General features: G+C 62.9%; 21 protein-coding genes (1 of these 21 running past the window's edge). 13 read left to right on the top strand and 8 right to left on the bottom strand.

Annotation, left to right across the window (positions count from 1 at the left end; translation table 11 throughout):
- The 4 genes from HME9302_RS01360 to HME9302_RS01345 all read left to right on the top strand — a co-directional run.
- A protein-coding gene (locus HME9302_RS01360) for a lipopolysaccharide biosynthesis protein (RefSeq protein ID WP_230079822.1) crosses the window boundary here: on the top strand, positions 1-1,154 show its 3' portion. The gene continues 382 nt to the left of window position 1, outside the view; only the last 1,154 of its 1,536 coding nucleotides appear in the window; its start codon lies beyond the left edge, outside the window; its stop codon occupies positions 1,152-1,154.
- Between the two features lie 32 nt (positions 1,155-1,186).
- A complete protein-coding gene (locus HME9302_RS01355; protein WP_115365520.1) occupies positions 1,187-2,191 on the top strand; it encodes a retroviral-like aspartic protease family protein in 1,005 nt (334 codons plus the stop codon).
- 94 nt (positions 2,192-2,285) lie between these two features.
- Positions 2,286-4,091: an ABCB family ABC transporter ATP-binding protein/permease gene (locus HME9302_RS01350; RefSeq protein WP_115365519.1), complete on the top strand. Its 1,806-nt coding sequence runs from the start codon at positions 2,286-2,288 to the stop codon at positions 4,089-4,091.
- Between the two features lie 71 nt (positions 4,092-4,162).
- Positions 4,163-5,692 carry a SulP family inorganic anion transporter gene (locus HME9302_RS01345; RefSeq protein ID WP_115365518.1) on the top strand — a complete coding sequence of 510 codons (1,530 nt, stop codon included), beginning with the start codon at positions 4,163-4,165 and terminating at the stop codon, positions 5,690-5,692.
- 51 nt (positions 5,693-5,743) lie between these two features.
- On the opposite strand, the gene hslU is transcribed toward HME9302_RS01345, so the two are convergent.
- The 3 genes from hslU to HME9302_RS01330 are packed head-to-tail and all read right to left on the bottom strand — an operon-like array spanning position 5,744 to position 8,207.
- Positions 5,744-7,045, bottom strand: a complete 1,302-nt coding sequence (hslU, locus tag HME9302_RS01340; RefSeq protein WP_115365517.1) for an ATP-dependent protease ATPase subunit HslU — start codon at positions 7,043-7,045, stop codon at positions 5,744-5,746.
- 40 nt (positions 7,046-7,085) lie between these two features.
- Positions 7,086-7,658 (bottom strand): ATP-dependent protease subunit HslV, encoded by a 573-nt coding sequence (gene hslV, locus HME9302_RS01335; protein WP_115365516.1) that lies wholly within the window; start codon positions 7,656-7,658, stop codon positions 7,086-7,088.
- A 42-nt stretch (positions 7,659-7,700) separates the two neighbouring features.
- On the bottom strand, positions 7,701-8,207 hold the full coding sequence (locus tag HME9302_RS01330) for an outer membrane protein assembly factor BamE (RefSeq protein ID WP_115365515.1): 507 nt from the start codon (positions 8,205-8,207) through the stop codon (positions 7,701-7,703).
- Positions 8,208-8,413: 206 nt separating this feature from the next.
- On the opposite strand from HME9302_RS01330, the gene HME9302_RS01325 reads away from it, so the two are divergent.
- Both HME9302_RS01325 and HME9302_RS01320 read left to right on the top strand, forming a co-directional pair.
- A complete protein-coding gene (locus HME9302_RS01325; protein WP_115365514.1) occupies positions 8,414-8,947 on the top strand; it encodes a ubiquinol-cytochrome C chaperone family protein in 534 nt (177 codons plus the stop codon).
- On the top strand, positions 8,944-9,489 hold the full coding sequence (locus tag HME9302_RS01320; RefSeq protein WP_115365513.1) for a YceD family protein: 546 nt from the start codon (positions 8,944-8,946) through the stop codon (positions 9,487-9,489). Before HME9302_RS01325 ends, HME9302_RS01320 begins: the two co-directional genes overlap by 4 nt.
- Positions 9,490-9,573: 84 nt before the next feature.
- Here the strand turns inward: HME9302_RS01320 and ssb are convergent, their stop codons facing one another.
- From ssb to HME9302_RS01295, 5 genes are all read right to left on the bottom strand, one after another.
- The gene (gene ssb, locus HME9302_RS01315) at positions 9,574-10,095 is read right to left on the bottom strand and encodes a single-stranded DNA-binding protein (protein WP_115365512.1); all 522 of its coding nucleotides are present in this window, start codon (positions 10,093-10,095) and stop codon (positions 9,574-9,576) included.
- Between the two features lie 35 nt (positions 10,096-10,130).
- Positions 10,131-11,972, bottom strand: coding sequence for a ferrous iron transporter B (gene feoB / locus HME9302_RS01310; protein ID WP_115365511.1), 1,842 nt, complete (start codon positions 11,970-11,972; stop codon positions 10,131-10,133).
- Positions 11,969-12,220 (bottom strand): FeoA family protein, encoded by a 252-nt coding sequence (locus HME9302_RS01305; RefSeq protein ID WP_115365510.1) that lies wholly within the window; start codon positions 12,218-12,220, stop codon positions 11,969-11,971. Before HME9302_RS01305 ends, feoB begins: the two co-directional genes overlap by 4 nt.
- Positions 12,221-12,294: 74 nt before the next feature.
- Complete coding sequence (locus tag HME9302_RS01300) at positions 12,295-12,972, bottom strand: COQ9 family protein (RefSeq protein ID WP_115365509.1); 678 nt, start codon at positions 12,970-12,972, stop codon at positions 12,295-12,297.
- Entirely contained in the window at positions 12,972-13,613 is a 642-nt protein-coding gene (locus HME9302_RS01295; protein WP_115365508.1) for an ankyrin repeat domain-containing protein, read from the bottom strand. The genes HME9302_RS01300 and HME9302_RS01295 overlap by 1 nt, the downstream gene beginning before the upstream one ends.
- A gap of 85 nt (positions 13,614-13,698) precedes the next feature.
- Between HME9302_RS01295 and HME9302_RS01290 the strand changes: the two genes are divergently transcribed.
- The 7 genes from HME9302_RS01290 to HME9302_RS01260 all read left to right on the top strand — a co-directional run bounded on the left by HME9302_RS01290 (position 13,699) and on the right by HME9302_RS01260 (position 18,439).
- Positions 13,699-14,322 carry an SCO family protein gene (locus HME9302_RS01290; protein ID WP_181815643.1) on the top strand — a complete coding sequence of 208 codons (624 nt, stop codon included), beginning with the start codon at positions 13,699-13,701 and terminating at the stop codon, positions 14,320-14,322.
- Between the two features lie 9 nt (positions 14,323-14,331).
- A complete protein-coding gene (locus HME9302_RS01285) occupies positions 14,332-14,802 on the top strand; it encodes a YcgN family cysteine cluster protein (RefSeq protein WP_115365506.1) in 471 nt (156 codons plus the stop codon).
- Positions 14,799-15,518 (top strand): M48 family metallopeptidase, encoded by a 720-nt coding sequence (locus HME9302_RS01280; RefSeq protein ID WP_115365505.1) that lies wholly within the window; start codon positions 14,799-14,801, stop codon positions 15,516-15,518. The genes HME9302_RS01285 and HME9302_RS01280 overlap by 4 nt, the downstream gene beginning before the upstream one ends.
- 74 nt (positions 15,519-15,592) lie before the next feature.
- A complete protein-coding gene (locus HME9302_RS01275; RefSeq protein WP_181815642.1) occupies positions 15,593-16,234 on the top strand; it encodes a DUF4402 domain-containing protein in 642 nt (213 codons plus the stop codon).
- An 85-nt stretch (positions 16,235-16,319) separates the two neighbouring features.
- On the top strand, positions 16,320-16,805 hold the full coding sequence (locus HME9302_RS01270) for a hypothetical protein (RefSeq protein ID WP_181815641.1): 486 nt from the start codon (positions 16,320-16,322) through the stop codon (positions 16,803-16,805).
- Positions 16,806-16,830: 25 nt separating this feature from the next.
- Complete coding sequence (gene ribD / locus HME9302_RS01265; protein WP_407641328.1) at positions 16,831-17,808, top strand: bifunctional diaminohydroxyphosphoribosylaminopyrimidine deaminase/5-amino-6-(5-phosphoribosylamino)uracil reductase RibD; 978 nt, start codon at positions 16,831-16,833, stop codon at positions 17,806-17,808.
- A 13-nt stretch (positions 17,809-17,821) separates the two neighbouring features.
- Positions 17,822-18,439, top strand: a complete 618-nt coding sequence (locus HME9302_RS01260) for a riboflavin synthase (RefSeq protein ID WP_115365502.1) — start codon at positions 17,822-17,824, stop codon at positions 18,437-18,439.
- Positions 18,440-18,441: the final 2 nt, after the last annotated feature.

The raw sequence follows: 18,441 nt of genomic DNA, 5'->3' as shown, positions 1-18,441 counted from the left end.
AGGCGGTACTGTTCCTCACCACCCCTTTCATTGCCATGCCGTCTGCCCTGCTTGCCCGCCGAATAGAGTTTCGCTGGCAGGGGCTGGTCAACCTGATCTGCGCTGTCATCGGCGGGACAACTGCGCTGGTGCTGGCCTGGTTCGGCTTTGGCGTATGGGCGCTGGTCTACGCGCCCATCGCGATGTTTACCGCGCGCGGCATCGGGCTGAGTATTGCGGCCAGGCTGTGGGTGAAGCCGGTGTTCGACTTTCGCGGGGCGGGCGATATCGTCACCTTTGGCGGAGCGCTGACGATCTGCCAGCTTTTCTGGATCCTGCAGAGCCAGTCCGACATCTTCATCGCGGGCCGCGCGTTTTCGCCGCACGAACTGGGCCTCTATTCCGAAGCGCTGTTCCTTACCCTAATACTGACTGGCCGCTTCCTGCCGCCGGTCAACGAGGTGGCCTTCCCCGCCTATTCGGAATTGCACAAACAAGGCACGGCGCTTGCGCCCTTCTTCACGCGAACTGTTCGCACGGTGCTGCTAGTATGCGCGCCAGCCTATATCGGGCTGTCGCTGGTGGCGGAGCCTGCGGTGCTGATCCTGTTCGGGCCGAAATGGGCAGAGATGTCGCCGATCATCGCGGGGCTCGCGCTGGCCATGCCGGCGATGGCAGTCCAGATCGTGTGCAGCCCGGCGACCAATGCCACGGGCCGTCCGCACGCATATCTTGCGACAAGCGCCGCGGGCGCGGTGATTTTCCCCATAGGTTTCCTGATCGGAATAGGCAGCGGCCCGATGGGGCTGGTCCATGCGTGGTGGGTAGCTGCACCGCTGCTGCTGGTGATTACGCTGGCTGTCACCCTGCCCATCATCAAGGTGCGTATGACGGATCTTTTGGCTCAACTCGCGCCTGTGATGCTGGCTACGGGCGCAATGGCGGCGGCGGTGTATCTGGTGCGTATGGCCTTTGCCGATATGGGTATGGTGGTGGAGCTTCTGTCTGCGGTCGTCGCCGGCGCGGTTGTTTATGGCGGTGTCCTATGGCTTGTGTGGCCGCACATCCTGCGCGAGACATGGGCGATGCTGCGCCATGGCGAGGCAGGGCCGACCCAAAGCCCCCCAATGCCGCGATCCGGCCCGCAGCCTTCGGCAGATGTGCCAGCCGCCTGACATTTCAGCGCGTTTTGTGCTAGGCAGTAGTGATGACCCTGCGCGCCTTACAATCCTTCGCCCGCCTTCTTGCCATTATGCTGCCGGTCGGTGCGGTTGTGGCAGCCCCCTCGCTTGCGATGACCGATCCTGTGGAAACCGCACCACCGGTCGGCGTCGCCGCGGATGCGGGGGCGGAAATCCTGGCTGACGAACCTGCGGCCGAAATCATCGAGACTATCGAGGACCGGTACGAACGCATGACCGTACCTGTCACCATCGGGGGTGCTGGGCCATTCAAATTCGTGGTCGACACCGGCGCACAGGCAACCGCCGTATCGCAGCGCGTGGCACAGCAGCTTGACCTGCCGTCCGCAGGGCAAGCCACGATTGTCGCCATGGCCAGCCGCCGGGCGGTGGAGATGGTGGACATGGACGGACTTGGCCTGGCCAGCCGCATCATCGACGGGATTGAAGCGCCGGTGTTGCTGGCGCGCAATATGGGCGGGGATGGCATCATCGGGCTAGACACCCTTCAATCCTTGCGCGTCCTGATCGATTTTCCGGCGCAGACCATTACGCTGGTCGATGCGGATGCCAATATCGGGCGTGGCGGATACGAGATCGTAGTACGCGCGCGGCGCAAATTGGGCCAGCTTATCATTACCGATGCGAAGGTGGACGGGGTCAAAACCGTGCTGATCATCGACACCGGCGCGCAGAGCAGCATCGGCAATCGCGCGCTGCAAAAGCGGCTCCGCAATCGTGCGGCAACGCCAATGACTGCGATTGATGTAAACGGCGTACTGATCGAAGGGGATATCGGGATCGCGCGCAAGGTGGTGCTGGAAGATTTGGCCTTGAACGACGTGGCGATAGCCTTTGCAGACTCGCCTGCTTTCGCCAGCCTGGGTCTGGCAGACACGCCGGCGCTCTCGCTCGGGATGAGCCACCTTGCCATGTTCGACCGGGTGGCGATCGATTTTGCCAAACGCCGTATCATGTTCGACGTGCCGCGCGGTGCTGGTTGGCGGCAGAGGATACCAGGCCGGTTCTAGACGCCTTTGGCGGAGCGCCTGATTCCCGAAATGTGCTCGGCTGGTATTGTCATGCCCATTGTCGCGTGGGTCAGCGATAGCCACATGGTCGGCAATGCCACCCGATCATCCAACCACCAAACCCGCAGATCACGATAGCTGGGGTACGCTGCGGCGTTTCTTCCCATATCTTTGGCCCAAGGGCGATTCGGGCCTGAAAGGCCGGATCGTGGGCGCGATGTTCTTCGTTCTCCTGGCCAAGGCCGTCACCTTGGCCGCACCTCTGGCCTACAAGACTGCGGTCGACCGGATGAGCACGCCCGCAAACGAGCTGGTCACGGTAACGATGGCGCTGGTCGCCGCCTTTGTTGCAGCCCGGTTCGCCGGCGTCCTGTTCGACCAGACCCGCAATATCGTGTTCGAAAAGGTGGGTCAGAAAGCCACCGCGCAACTGGCGCGTGATGTCTTTGCCCGGCTGCACAGATTGTCGCTGCGCTTCCACCTCTCGCGCCGGACTGGCGAAGTGACCAAGGTTATTGAGCGCGGCACCAAGAGCATCGATTCCATGCTCTATTTCCTGCTGTTCAACATTGCGCCAACGATCATCGAACTGATCGTCGTCGGGGTGGTGTTCTATACCTTGTTTGGCTGGGAACTGGTGGCGGCCACCGCTGTCACCGTGGTCGCCTACATCGCGGTCACCCGCTGGATCACAGAGTGGCGGGTAAAGTTGCGGGTGAAGATGAACGATCTTGACGGGCTGGCGCTGTCCCGCGCCGTGGATTCGCTGCTAAACTACGAAACTGTAAAGTATTTCAGCGCCGAGGACCGCGAGCAGGAACGCTATGCCCGCAGCGCCGACGCGTATGCCAATGCAGCCATCAAGAGCGAGAATTCGCTCGGAATGCTCAACATGGTGCAGTCCTTCATCACAAATGCGCTGATGGCGGGTGCGATGGCCTGGACGGTATGGGGCTGGAGCCAGGGCCGGCTGACTGTGGGCGATCTGGTGCTGGTAAACACTTACCTGATGCAGCTGTTCCGCCCGCTCGACCTGCTCGGCTGGGTCTATCGCACGATCCGGCAGGGGCTGGTCGACATGGCCGCCATGTTCAAGCTGATGGACACCAATATCGAGGTGGAGGACCGTCTCGGCGCACCCGCCATCGTCGTGCGTCAGCCGATTGTTGCATTTGAAGACGTAACTTTCGGTTACGAACGGGACCGGACGATTTTGAAGGGCCTGTCGTTTGAAGTGCCGGCCGGTGGTCACACCGCGATCGTCGGCCCATCGGGCGCTGGCAAAAGCACTATCGCCCGGCTGCTGTTCCGCTTTTACGATCCGTGGTTGGGCCGCATTCTGATCGACGGGCAGGATATTGCCGAGGTCACCCAGGCCTCCCTTCGTGCCCAGATCGGCATCGTGCCGCAGGACAGCGTGCTGTTCAACGATACCATTGGCTACAACATCGCCTATGGCAAAGGCGGCGCGGACCACCATACCATGGAGGCCGCAGCGCGCGGGGCCAGCATCATGCCCTTTATCGAAAAACTCCCCGACGGGTTCGACACCGAAGTGGGCGAACGCGGTCTGAAGCTTTCGGGCGGTGAGAAACAGCGCGTGGCCATTGCCCGAACATTGGTGAAAGACCCGCCGATCCTCATTCTGGACGAAGCAACCAGCGCACTGGATTCCCGCACCGAGCAGGACATTCTGGCTACGCTCCACGCCGTGTCGGAAAACCGCACATCGATTTCCATCGCGCATCGGCTGTCGACGATCGCGGATTCCGATGAAATCATCGTGCTGGACGAAGGCGCGCTGGCGGAGCGCGGTTCGCACGCAGCGTTGCTGGCGAAACGCGGGCTTTATGCCGAGATGTGGTCACGCCAGCAGAGCGAGAGCGAAGCGGTCGCGTAAGACCCGTGCGGTTGCGCTGCACTGCAACATAGGCCATTGGCGCGCCTGCACTCTTTCATCGGACGATTTCTATGGCCACCGCCCCTTCTTCAGCGGCACACACCGCTGACACTTTCGGCGCGCGTGTGAAGCGTGACTGGTTCACCAACCCCAAAGCCGAAATCCTCGCCGGGCTGGTGGTGGCGCTGGCGCTGATCCCGGAAGCGATCGGTTTCGCCATCATCGCCGGCGTCGATCCGCGCGTGGGCCTGTACGCCTCGGTCGCGATTGCCATGGTTATTGCCTTCACCGGCGGACGTCCCGGCATGATCTCCGCTGCGACCGCAGCAGTGGCGGTGGTGGTGGTGCCGTTGGTCCGCGATTACGGGGTGGAGTATCTGTTCGCCGCGACCATTCTGATGGGCATCATCCAGGGTGTAGCGGCGGCATTGCGGCTCGACCTGCTGATGCAGTTCGTGAGCCGGTCGGTCATCACCGGCTTCGTCAATGCGCTCGCGATCCTCATTTTCATGGCCCAGATTCCGCAGCTGGTTGGTGTCGGCTGGGAAACCTACGCCATGGTGTTGGGCGGTCTTGCGATGATCTATCTGTTGCCGCGCCTCACCACTGCCGTGCCCAGCCCGCTGGTCGCCATTCTGGTGCTGAGCGCGCTGTCGATCGGCCTCGGCATGAACGTCAACACCGTGGGCGACATGGGCGAACTGCCTGACGGCCTGCCCTTCTTCATCCTTCCCGACGTGCCGCTTACATGGGAAACGCTGGTCATCATCGCGCCCTATTCAGCCACCATGGCCGCCGTCGGCCTGCTGGAATCGCTGCTGACTGCGCAGATCGTGGACGACATGACCCACACCGGCAGTAACAAGCAGCGCGAATGCGCAGGGCAAGGCTTCTCCAACATCGTCGCCGCCCTGTTCGGTGGCATGGGCGGCTGCGCGATGATCGGGCAGTCGGTCATCAACGTCACAAGCGGCGGTCGCGGCCGGCTATCGACATTCGTGGCGGGTTTCTCGCTGCTCCTGATGTTGGTGCTGATTGGGGACTGGGTCGGCCAGGTGCCGATGCCCGCGCTGGTGGCGGTAATGATCATGGTCAGCATCGGGACGTTCAGCTGGAATTCCATTCCCAACCTTCGCACCCATCCCGCGACTTCCTCGATTGTGATGCTGGCGACCGTGATCGTGGTGGTGGGAACGCACAACCTCGCCATCGGAGTGCTGGTCGGCGTGCTGCTGTCGGGCATCTTCTTCACCGGCAAGGTGCGCAACATGTTCGGAGTGGAGCGTGTGCGCGAGGAAGACCGCGCGGTCTACACAATCACTGGGCAGATCTTCTTCGCCAGCGTGGAACGGTTCCTCGACAAGATGGGCACCGAAAGCATGCGCGACGATCCATCGGACCATGTGGTGATCGATGTGCGCAAGGCGCATTTCTGGGATATTTCCGGGGTAGATGCGCTTGACAAGGTGGTCGAGCGGATGCGCCGCAACGGCCGTAGTGTACGCGTACGCGGCCTCAACCGCGCAAGCGCCGATCTGGTCGACAAGTTCGCCCTGACCGACAAGACCGGCGTCGAGATCGGGCTTGCCCCACATCCGTAAGCGCAGTTGACCGGTGACAGGTCCCAGCCTTCGCTGGGACGCCCACCAGACCTAAAGGATATATTTGCTGAGGTCGGTGTCCTGCGCCAGATCGGTCAGGCGGCTTTTCACGTAATCGGCGTCGATCACGATCGTTTCGCCTTCGTGCTCTTCCGCCTCGAAGCTCAGTTCTTCCAGCAGCTTTTCCATTACCGTCTGCAAGCGCCGCGCACCGATATTCTCGACGCTTTCGTTCACTTGCGCAGCAATGTGCGCGACTTCGGCGATGGCTTCATCGCGAATGTCGAGCGTAACCTTCTCCGTCCCGAGCAACGCCTTGTACTGCGACACCAGATTGGCGCGTGTCTCGCTCAGGATACGGACGAAGTCCTCCTCCGTCAGCGCGCGCAGTTCGACGCGGATCGGCAGGCGGCCCTGCAATTCAGGCAGCATGTCGGACGGTTTCGCTACATGGAACGCGCCGCTGGCGATGAACAGCACATGGTCGGTCTTCATCGGTCCATATTTTGTCGCCACGGTGGTGCCCTCGATCAAGGGAAGCAGATCGCGCTGCACGCCTTCGCGGCTGACGCTGCCGCCGCGCACATCACTGACGGCGATTTTGTCGATCTCGTCGAGGAACACGATGCCGTTGGTTTCCGCGTTTTCCAGCGCGACGCGGTTCACGTCGTCCTGGTCCATCCGCTTGTCGGCTTCCTCGTCCACCAGCCGGTCCCACGCATCGGGGACCTTCAATTTGCGGCGCGAGGTTTTCTGCTTGCCGAACGCCTTGCCCATCATGTCCGACAGGTCGATCATGCCGACCCCGCCGGGCATTCCGGGGATATCCATGCCGCCTGTGGGCGTGTCCTCCAACTCGATCTCGACTTCGGTGTCGTTCATCGCGTTTTCGGTTATGCGCTGGCGGAACGACATCCGCGTGGCTTCCGATGCACTTTCGCCAACCAGAGCGTTAAGCAGCCGATCCATCGCCGCTTCGCTCGCAGCCTCGCGCACGGCATCGCGGCGGCGGTCTTTCTCCAGCCGGATAGCCTCTTCGGCCAGATCGCGGGCGATCTGTTCGACGTCGCGCCCGACATAGCCTACTTCTGTAAACTTGGTCGCTTCGATCTTGATGAAGGGCGCTTCGGCCAGCTTCGCCAGGCGGCGGCTGATTTCGGTCTTGCCGCAACCGGTGGGGCCAATCATCAGGATATTCTTTGGCGTAACCTCGTCCCGCAGTTCGGGGCCGAGCTGGCGGCGGCGCCAACGGTTGCGCAGCGCCACGGCCACAGCGCGCTTGGCGTCTTTCTGACCGATGATATGTTCATCGAGCGCGGCCACGATAGCCTTGGGAGTGAGGGCGTCGATCATTAGAGAATTTTCCGTTCGTGTCGGTCGGAAAGAAAGTGGCTCACACCGTTTCCAGCGTGACCTGTTCATTGGTGAAGACGCACACATCGGCGGCAACCTGCATGGCGCGGCGCGCAATTTTTTCCGCATCGTCTTCGTAATCTGCCAGCGCGCGGGCAGCGGCGAGCGCGTAGTTCCCGCCCGAACCGATTGCGGCAATGGTGGTGTCGTTCTGTTCGCCCGGTTCCAGCACGTCGCCATTGCCGGTCAGCACCAGTAAGGTGTCGGCATCGGCGACGATCATTAGCGCTTCCAGATTGCGCAAGTATTTGTCCGTCCGCCAATCCTTGGCGAGTTCCACGGCGGCACGCATCAATTGGCCGCTATGCTGCTCCAGCTTGCGTTCCAGCCGTTCGAACAGGGTGAAGGCGTCCGCCGTGGCACCTGCGAAACCGGCGACGACCCTGCCCTTGTCCCCGATGCGGCGCACCTTGCGGGCGTTGGGCTTCATCACGGTGTTGCCCATGGAAACCTGCCCGTCGCCTGCGACGACGATCTTGCCGCCGCGTTTCACACCGATGATGGTGGTGCCGTGCCACGGGGTCAGGCCGTGCGCGCTGTTCGTATCGTTCATGCCGCTGGATATGGGAGGCGCGCCAGTCTTATCAAGCGAACGCTATCGGCCCCCGGGACCGGCACCTGGACCCTGCCCCGATCCGACCGTGCCGATATTGCCGAACAGGTCTTCCAGAAAGCTGCGTTCGCGGCCAAGCGTGGGCGTGACATCACCGTCGGGCGAAAGGAACACGACCTTTTCCATCCCGCTGCGGTTTGCGGCCACGACGTTGCCAGCCGCGTCGAATTCCACGGCCAGCACCGAATGGGTATCGATCCGCGGGCGCACGAAGGGCTTGCGGCCGGTGGTGCTGGAAACATAATACCAGGTCTTGTCGCCATACTGGCTGGTGAAGCTGGGGCGGCCCAGCGTTGCGGTAACCGACTGGCGGTTGTCGACACCCGGCTGGATTGCGCTGGTAAGGACCTGATCCGCAACATAGCCGCGATTTTCGCGAATCGAGGAGCAGCCCGAAAGGCCGATCGCGACCAGCGCCACAGTTGCCGCCCGGACGATCGCCGGCGAAAGTTTGCGACTCGCGGCATACGCAGCATTCACACCATACATGGGCAACTTCACTCCTGCTGGGCGGACCATCTATCATGGCGCGCCCGGTGGTCCTATATATGGACACGAATTCAATATGGCAGCCTTTAGGGGGTGCTTGGCCGCCTTGCAAACGCGCGAATGATCCCGGCGGCTTGAATTGCCGCTGAACGCAGGCGCACGATCGAATACCCCGATTGCGAACTTCGTTACGAAAGAACTGTCCGATGTCCTTCCTTTCCCGCCTTTTCGGAACCGAGCCCGACCCGCGCGAGGCCGTGCGTCCGCTGTGGCACCGCGTGGTGGAGCTTGCCCGGGCGCCGTACTGGTACGCCGAATGCGGTGTGGAAGACACGGTGGAGGGCCGATTCGACATGGTCACGGCAGTTCTCTGCGTCGCGCTGGTGCGGTTGGAGGAGGCGGACGGAATGCATCCACAAACCGCGCGGCTGACTGAATTGTTCGTCGAGGACATGGATGGGCAATTACGAGAATTCGGCACCAACGACGTTGTGGTGGGCAAAAGGATGGGCAAATTGATGTCCACACTTGGGGGCCGCATCGGTGCCTATCGCAAGGGGCTGACGGGCGGCCCGGATGCGATGACTGCCGCCGTCGGACGCAATGTCAGCATGGCGACGCAGGAACAGGGTGATGCCGGAACCGGCGCGGCCTGCGTGGCAAATGGTCTGATGGAACTGAAGGCGCGGCTCGACCGCACTCCCGATGCCGACCTTTCGCCCGGACGGCTGGCCGAATGAGCGCGCCAGAACACAATACACCTGAATTCAGCCGACCGATCCGCGCTCGTTTCCTGCCGTCCGAGCCGGTCGAACTGGCCGCAACGGAAGCGGAGCGGGCCGCGCTTGCCAAACGCTTCGGCGTGGTTGCCATATCTTCGCTCCGGGCGCGGGCGGAATGCGCGAGTGGCGATGAAGGCGTCGAAGTGCGCGGAACCCTTGAAGCCGAAATCTTGCAAGACTGCGCGGTGGCCAGCGACAGCTTCACCACCGCAATTGCGGACAATATCGCGCTGTTGTTCGTGCCAGCCCGGCCTGTAACGGAAAATCCGGACGCAGAGATCGAGGTCGATCTGGGACCGGGCGAATGGGACGAGATCGAATATTCAGGCGACAGTTTCGACTTGGGTGAAGGCATCGCGCAGACGCTCGGTCTCGCCATAGATCCCTATGCCACCGGGCCAGATGCCGACCGAATTCGCCGGGAAAAGGGCATTAAGGACGAAAGCGCGCCGGGTGGCCAGCTCGCCGACGCACTGGCCGCACTGTCGGGCAAGACTTGATGCGAGGTAACCGGCCGGACTGCGGAGCGGTGTAACGCTCGCCCGCCGGTCCGGCTTCTAAATAAGGACTGTGCTGCAACCGGCTCAGAACGGAATGTCGTCGTTCAGGTCGTCATAGTCGCCGCCACCACCTGAACCGCCGCCGCTGCCGCCACCCTGACCGCCGCCGCCCTGGTTGAAGCCGCCGCCGCTATCGGCAGGCGCGCCGCCGGACCGCTGGCCGCCGCCATATCCGCCGCCGCCGCCACCGCCTTCACTGCGCCCGTCGAGCATAGTCAGCGTGCCGTTGAAACCGCGCAATACGACTTCGGTCGAGTATTTATCCTGACCTTGCTGGTCCTGCCATTTGCGGGTCTGCAGCTGCCCTTCGATGAACACCTTGCTACCCTTGCGCAGGTAGTTTTCGCAAACGCGGACCAAGCCTTCGGAGAAAATGGCCACGGTGTGCCATTCGGTCTTTTCCTGCTGCTGGCCCTCCTTGTCCTTCCACCGTTCCGACGTGGCGATCCGCAGATTGCAAACCTTGCCGCCGTTCTGGAAAGACCGCACTTCCGGGTCTGCGCCCAGATTACCGATCAGCATGACCTTGTTGAGGCTGCCTGCCATGATGTGAATTCCTCTCGTGCAAAGCCTGCGCGCGGCTAAAGCCCCAGGGCCACCGCGCTCCAATATGTGATTCCCGCGAAGACGTAGGCCAAAGCGAACAGGTAAACCAGCATCACTATCGGCCATTTCCACCCGTTTGTTTCGCGCCGCGTCACCGCGATGGTGGAGAGGCATTGCGGGGCGAATACAAACCAGGCGAGGAAGGCCAATGCGGTTGGCAGGCTCCAGCGGGTTTTCAGCGTTGTCGCCAGCCCTTCGGCCTCGGCTTCCTCGTCATCGGCGTCGACGGCATAGGTAGTAGCGAGCGAGGCCACGGCGACTTCGCGCGCTGCCATGGCGGGGATCAAGGCGAGCGAGATCTCCCGGTTGAAGCCGATCGGGGCAAGCACGACATGCAGCCCGTCCGCCACAGTGCCCGCAACACTAGCATCCACCTGACTTTCGCCCGGTTCCGCCTTGGGGAAACTCAACAGCAGCCATAGTATGACCGTCGCGGCAAAAATGATCGTGCCCGCGCGGCGCAGGAACACCCATGCCCGCTGCCACAGGCCCATCAGCAAATCGGTCAGGCGCGGCAGCTGATAACGTGGCAGTTCCATGATGAAACCGCTTGCCGCACCGGCTGTAATCGTGCGCCGCAGGATCAGCGCCACCGCCATCGCCCCGACGATGCCTGCCACATACAGCGCGAACAGCACAAGGCCCTGAAGCCCCACTCCGGTTACGATGCTGTCATTGGGAATAAAGGCTGCGATGATGATGGTGTAAACCGGCAGGCGCGCCGAGCAGGTCATCAGGGGGGCGATCAGGATGGTGGTAAGCCGGTCCTTGGGGTCGGCGATGGACCGCGTCGCCATGATGCCCGGAATGGCGCAGGCGAAGCTCGACAATAGCGGGATGAAGCTGCGCCCCGACAGCCCGACCCCCGACATCAACCGGTCCATCAGGAACGCGGCGCGGGCCATGTAGCCGGTCGATTCCATCACCAGGATAAATGCGAACAGGATGACGATCTGAGGCAGGAACACGATGACCGAGCCGACCCCTGCCAGCGCGCCTTCAGTGATAAAATCGCGCAGCAGGCTTTCAGGCATCGTCGCAGTGACCCAGCCGGAGATCGCCCCGATCGCGCCATCCAGCGCATCGGCGAACGGCGTGGCCCAAGCGAACACCGCCTGGAACATCACGAACAGCAAGCCGAACAGGATAACCGGGCCGACCCACGGGTTCAGCAGCACTCGGTCGAGCCCCGTGTGCAGCCGACGCGTGGAAGTTTCGGACAGGATCGCGGCCTTGGCGATGTTGCGCGCTGCCAGCCGCCGTTCGGGCAAAGTGATATGCGGCTGCGGATCGCCGGACTGATGGGCAGCCGTATCGCCCAGCCGCTCCAGCAGAGCGTCCAGCCCGCGCCGCCGGACTGCCACCGTTGGCACAACCGGCACACCCAGCGCCGCTTCGAGCGCGGCGGGGTCCAGTATCAGACCGTCACGCTCCGCCAGGTCGACCATGTTGAGCGCGACCACCACGGGCCGGCCGAGCGCAATCACTTCCTGCGCGAACACCAGATGCTGTTCGAGATTGGCGGCGTCCAACACCAGCACCAGCGCATCCGGCACCGCCTCGCCCTCTAATTCGCCGTGCACAACCTTGCGGGTAACTTCCTCATCCGGGCTGGTGGCGTCGAAGCCATAGCTGCCGGGCAAGTCGATCAGTTCGGCAGGCTGGCCCGATGGGAGCGTAATACGCCCCGCCTTCCGCTCCACCGTCACGCCTGGATAATTGGCAATCTTCTGCCGCGCCCCGGTCAGCGCATTGAACAGCGCGCTTTTCCCGGCATTGGGATTGCCGACCAGCGCGATAGTGCGCAGCTTGCTCATGCCGCAGGTTCCAGCGGCGCCAACCGCATGGCGGTGGCATGGACGCGGCGCAGGGCGATAGTCATACGGCCGATATTGATGGCGATGGGATCGGATCCGCCGAAAACACCGCGATGGGCGACGGAAATTTCCGCGCCTTCGTCGACACCCAGCGCGCGCAGCCGCTTGCCCTCGCCCTCGGCAAGCGCGCTCCAGTCGACGGCAATGATACGGGCGGCCTGCCCTGCGGGAAGTTGGTCCAGCGTCATATGCCGCCGCTGCCAGAGCGGAACGCTATTTGCAACTGATTATCAATAGTGGGAAGGGTCGAATTTCTTGCCCGTCAGCGCGCCGGATATCGTAACCGACCCAGAAACCGCGTGATGCTGAACCGTTCCCGGTCGCTGCTGCCAAGCAGTCTGGCCTTGGCTTTTTCGAATGACATCACACCTTCGATACGGCGATCCAGAAAGGCGCGGGTTTCGGCCTTGTCCGGCGTATCGTCACCGACGAAGATCGCCAACGTCGAAGCATACAGCGCCGACAGGATCGCACGCTTGGTATAGTGATTGTAATCGGTCGCTGTATCGCCAGCCAGCCGCCACATGATATCGGCGCTTTTCCATGCGCGGCGCGCCGCTTCTGCGGCATTCTGCGGCATCGCCATGACAGCGGTTGCGCGGCGCACGGCTTCTTCCTGCCCCTCGACCGCATCCAGCCGGAACTGGACAAGCTGGCGGATACGTTCGCGTACCGGCATTTTGTCCAGCACCTTGGGCGGCAAGGCGGCCGCCATCGCGCTGTCCACCTGATCGATCCAGGCCCCGATCATCTGCATCGCGCCGCCCGGAAAGGCCAGACGCGCCACATCCACATCGACGTCCTCTGCCTCTGCCGCCATCACCAAGGCCTCGTCCGTCCAGCCATCGAACACCGCCTCGTTCGCAATCGTGGGGGCCAGTGCAAGGCGCAGCTCCTCCAGAGTCAGGTCGTCGCCAGATATAGCAGCAGCCTGCACCATCAGAGGCTGGGTCCGTAAATCTGCGCCGGCTTTGTTTCTTTGCTGGCCTCGTCGGCATCGGCAAAGGCTGCGACCAGACGTTCCCCGCCGGTCAGCAATGCAGCGTAATCGCGGGCCGAGCGGCCCGAATTGTCGTTCCGGTCGGCATTCGCGCCGCTGTCCAGCAGCAGCTTCACCATCGCAAGGTCGCGCCGGTGGACGGCGGAGATTAGGGGCGTTTCGCCCGCGCTATTGGCCACGTCGGCCAGGGCGCCCGCTTTCAACAGAACCGCCGCGCCTTCGACATTGCCCGCGCCGGACACGACCATCAGCGGCGTGATACCTTTGTAATCGGCGATATTGGGATTGGCCCCGCGCCCGAGCAAATAGCTGAGCCAGGCATTCTCCCGTTGCCGGGCCACAATATGCAAGGCGGTTTCACCGCTGCTGCGATCCCGCGTGTTGACGACCACGCTGCCCGGCGCGTTAAGCTGGTCCATGACCTTGTCGCCTTCCAGCTTCTTCACCGCTTCCAGAAACTGATAGCCTTCCGAAAAATTCTGCGCGCTGGCAGGCACGGCGAGCGTTACCGCCAACAATGCGGCAAGCACGGCCTGAAGTGCTCGGCTGAGTATATTGGAACGGATGACCGGCGGCGTCATACTGGAATTCTCCGGCTAAAAATTGTCGAGGGGCTGACGAAGACCCTTGTTCCAACGCAGTTAGCAGAGCATGAACCTCTGCGCCATGGGTAGCATATTTAACCAGACCACCGCCGCATTCAACGCCATGCTGGTATCGCTTGCCGCGCTCGCGCTGGCCGCCTGCGGTCCCACGCCCGACCGCGCGGAAACAGAAGGCGTCCGGCTGGAAGGCGCAGCCGTGGGCGGACCGTTCGAACTGACCAGCGAAACCGGCGAGACGGTGCGCTGGAGCGATTGGGATGGCAAATACCGGATCGTCTATTTCGGTTATACCTACTGCCCCGATGTCTGCCCGGTGGACACGCAGAAGATTGCCCGCGCGCTGGCCGCGCTCAAAGCCGAACAGCCTGACCTGGCGGCAAAAATCGTGCCGCTGTTCATCACCATCGATCCCGCGCGCGACACCCCCGCAGTGCTGACCGAATTCACCGACGCCTTCTCCCCCGACATGATCGGACTGACAGGTACCGAAGATCAGATTACCGCCGTCACCAAATCCTATGCTGCCAGCTACGCTCGCGGCGAGGAACTGGATGGAGGGCAGTATCTGATGAACCATACCAACCTCGCCTATCTGATGGGGCCGGACGGCGCGCCGCTTGTCGCGTTTTCGGGCGACATGACGCATGAAGCGATCACTCGCGATCTGCTTCGCTGGGTGGAATGAGGGCGTGAGGTGAGAGACCGTTTCTGGGAATTGCCGCTCAATCAGCTTGGCCGGGCCGAATGGGAAGCGCTGTGCGACGGTTGCGGCCAATGCTGCCTGCACAAGATGGAAGATGCCGATACTGGAGAGATCGAGCATACGAATGTGGCATGCAAGCTGCTCGACACCGGCACCGCGCGGTGTAGCGATTATCGCCACCGCAAGGCTTTCGTGCCCGATTGCCTGCGCCTGACCCCGCGCACGCTGGAGCGGGCGACATGGCTTCCCGCCACGTGCGCCTATCGCCTGCGCGCCGATGGCAAACCGCTATATGACTGGCATCATTTGATCAGCGGCGATTTCGAAGGGGTACGTCTGGCGGGCGTGTCCGTCGCCGGGCGGGTGGTCAGCGAAGTAGATGCCGGACCGCTCGAACATCATGTGGTCGACTGGCGCTATGACGACGGCGCGCCAACGGAAGAAAGCGATGATGCGCCGTGATCGACTGGCTGCGCGGCAATCCCGAACCCTCGCTCGATATTGCCGGGCGAACCGTGCCGCTGGCTATCAAACGCCACCCCACGGCCAAGCGGATGACTTTGCGCCTCGCGCCCGATGGCAGCGAAGCGCGAATTACCATGCCGCGCTGGGGCCGCACCGGGGATGCTGTCGATTTTGCCGCCTCCCGCTCCCAATGGATCGCCGGTCAACTTGCCAGGATTCCTCAAGCCGCGCGCGCAGATGATGGCAGCGTATTGTCGTTTCGTGGCGATCCGCTGATCCTGACCTGGCAGCAAGACGCGCCGCGCAGTCCGGTGGTCGATGATGGCGAATTGCTGGTTGGCGGACCGCGTGAGAACATCGCCGCCCGCGCCCAGCGCTGGATGGAGTGCCAGGCGCTCGAACTGATGCGCGGCGATCTGGCCTTTTATTGTGGCCGCGCGGGGCTTGCCTGCCCCGAAATCAGGTTGAGCCGCGCACAGCGGCGGTGGGGCAGCTGTTCGGCCAAGGGCATGGTCCGCATCAACTGGCGGCTTATACAGGCTGCCGACCATGTGCGCCGGTCGGTCGTCGCGCATGAAGTGGCGCATCTCGTGCATTTCGATCACTCGCCGCAATTCCACGCGCTGCTCGGGACATTGTTCGAAGGCGATCTGGCGGCGGCGGATAGCTGGTTGTCACGGCACGGACGCAGCCTGTATTCCAGCTTCGGCTGACGGCGGACCCACCCACCCGACTATGTAATAGGCCTTAGGGAATATTAATTATATTCCGCGATAATCAAGTCATGATGTCGCGCTTTCCTCGCCTGATTACCGGCCTTTCCGCGGCCGGCTTGTGCCTCGCGTTGCCCGCCGCCGAACTGGCAGCTCAGGGCAAATGCAGCTTCTGCGAACTCGATCCGGGCGATCGCGGCGGAGCCAACGGCAACGGCAACGGCAACGGCAACGGTAAAAGCTGTGAGGCAAACCCCGGCGCGGAAAACGGGAACGGCAAGAAAAATGGCCACCTGAAGAAGCAACAGAACTGCGATCCGGTGCTTCTGACTATCGAAAGCGAACTGGATTTCGGGCGGCTGGTTATGATCGGTACCGGTCAGGGACGAGTGCTGTTCGATCTCGATAGCGGCGAGAAAATGGTGTTCGGCGATCTCGACGATCTGGGCGGCATGGCCGTTGCTGGGCGCGCCGTAATTACCGGCAAGCCTCGCAGCGTTGTTCGCGTCGGTTTTCCTACAATCGTGACGATGAACGATCCGGCCGGCGGCTCCGCCCAATTGCGCGACTTCACCACCAGTCTCGGCCCGTTGCCGCTGCTGGACGCCGATGGAAGGCTTGAGTTCAAGTTCACCGGCACGCTGTTTACCGCCGATGCGATCGCCGGTGGCGGCACGTTGCGCGGACGCGTTCCGATTACGGTCGATTACAACTGACAGACTGCTGGCTGACCCGGCGCGATACCGGCCACGCGATAATCCCTCTGGCGCCGGACCGCGCCGCGCCCTATCTTGGCTGTCGATGGGACTGATCAGCCGCCTCAATCCGGTAACCGGCCTGCGCGATTTCTGGGACGTGTTCCGTCAGCCCCAGCCATATCGCATTCCGATCCTGCTGGCGTCCATCGCGGTAACATGCGGGATCGTCGCGCTGGTCGCTGCGGAAAGCGTCAAAGGACCGCCGGTACGGCCCGACGTGACCTATATCACCAGCTTCGCCCCCGACCGGACCGATGCGGAAATCATCGAATCGAACCGCCTCAACCAGCTACGCAAGGATAAGGTGGCGCAGGAACTGGAGCGCCGCCTCGAACGCCGCAAGGATCTCTACCGCGCCCTTGGCCGGGCGAGCGGGATGGATGTCGACCGGATCGAACGCGAACTGGCCGAGGAAGAGGCCGCCGCTGCCCGCGCACTCGACGCTGAATTAAAAGAGGGCGAGCGGGCTTCCGGGCAAGCCGCCGCCGCGGCGAACCGTCCTTCCGGGGCGGACGCATCCCCTGAGTAACGCGGGTCCCGGGGATGCGGAATGGCTGGCAACCGCCGCGCGTCTGGCGATGCGTGCCCGACCCTTGAGCCACCCGAACCCGGCAGTCGGCGCGCTGATCGTGCGCGATGGCCGCGTCATTGCGCGCGGCTGGACTCAGGCTGGCGGGCGCCCCCATGCAGAAGCGATGGCGCTGGATGCGGCGGGCGACCGGTCGGATGGTGCCACGCTTTACGCGACCTTGGAACCATGCGCCCATACCTCTTCGCGCGGTCCGTCATGCACGTCTCTCATCGCAAGCTCCCGGCTTGCGCGCGTGGTTGCCGGCGTCGTCGACCCGGACCCGCGTACCGCAGGCCAGGGCCTCGCCGCCATCTCCGCAGCCGGCATCGTGGCAGAGCATATCGGAAATTCCACCTGTTCCGCCAGCCTCGCAGGCTACCTGACCCAGCGGCAGCAAGGCCGACCACACGTCACGCTGAAACTGGCCATGTCGCTCGACGGGTGTATCGCCATGGCGTCGGGTGAAAGCCAATGGATCACCGGCCAATCTTCCCGCGCCCACGTCCATTCGCGCCGCGCCATGGCCGATGCGATCCTGGTCGGCGGCGAAACCTGGCGCACCGATCGCCCTTCGCTCGACGTGCGACTGCCGGGGCTGGAAGATCGCAGCCCGCAAAGGCTCGTACTGACGCGCGGCGCAGCGCCCGAGGGAGTGACTGCTATCGCTGCTCCGGACGGGATCCGGAACCTTGCAGACGTGCAGTATCTTTATATCGAAGGCGGCGCGCAAACGGCCGCGGCGTTCCTGCAGGCCGATCTGGTCGACCGTATCGAGCTATACCGCGCGCCAATCGTCATTGGCGAAGGGCGCATGGGTGTAGGCGATATCGGACTGGCGCAGCTGGCGGATGCGCATGATCGATGGCTACTGACCGAGCGCCGTCAACTTGGCACCGACAGCTACGAAGCCTATGACCGCACCCGCGCACCTGCCCTGCCGTCGCGCGCCCGCAACACCTGACAGGACCCGCCCCATGTTCACCGGCATCATCACCGCCATCGGCACCATTTCGAAAGTCGAGCAGCGCGGCGATATGCGCTGCACGATCCGCTGTCCGTTCGACCCTGCCGGTATGGCCATCGGCGCATCCATCGCCTGTTCCGGCGTCTGCCTGACGGTAGTCGATCGTGGCGGCGAGGCAGGCGACGCATGGTTCGCAGTGGATGTATCCGGCGAAACGGTCGCGCGCACGGCGAAGGACCAATGGACGCAAGGACGCGCACTGAACCTGGAGCAGGCACTCAAGCTGGGTGACGAACTCGGCGGTCACATGGTCACCGGCCATGTCGATGCGGTGGGCCGGGTGGCGATCGCCCGCAACGAAGGCGGCTCAACCCGCCTGGAAATCCGCGCCCCGCAGGACATCGCGCCATTCGTGGCCGAAAAAGGCTCGATCACGGTCGACGGTGCCTCGCTGACCGTGAACGAAGTGCATGACGAGGACGACGGCCAGGTCCGCTTCGCCCTCAACATCATCCCTCACACCGGCGAAGTCACGACGTTGGGCAAGCTGACAGAAGGCGCCAGCGTGAACCTGGAAATCGACGTACTGGCGCGGTACCTGAAACGGATGCAAGCGCTGCGCGGGTAGTG

This window comes from Alteripontixanthobacter maritimus (genome assembly GCF_003340475.1).
Taxonomy (GTDB): Bacteria; Pseudomonadota; Alphaproteobacteria; order Sphingomonadales; family Sphingomonadaceae; genus Alteripontixanthobacter; species Alteripontixanthobacter maritimus.
This window is presented reverse-complemented; position numbering and strand designations above follow the sequence as displayed.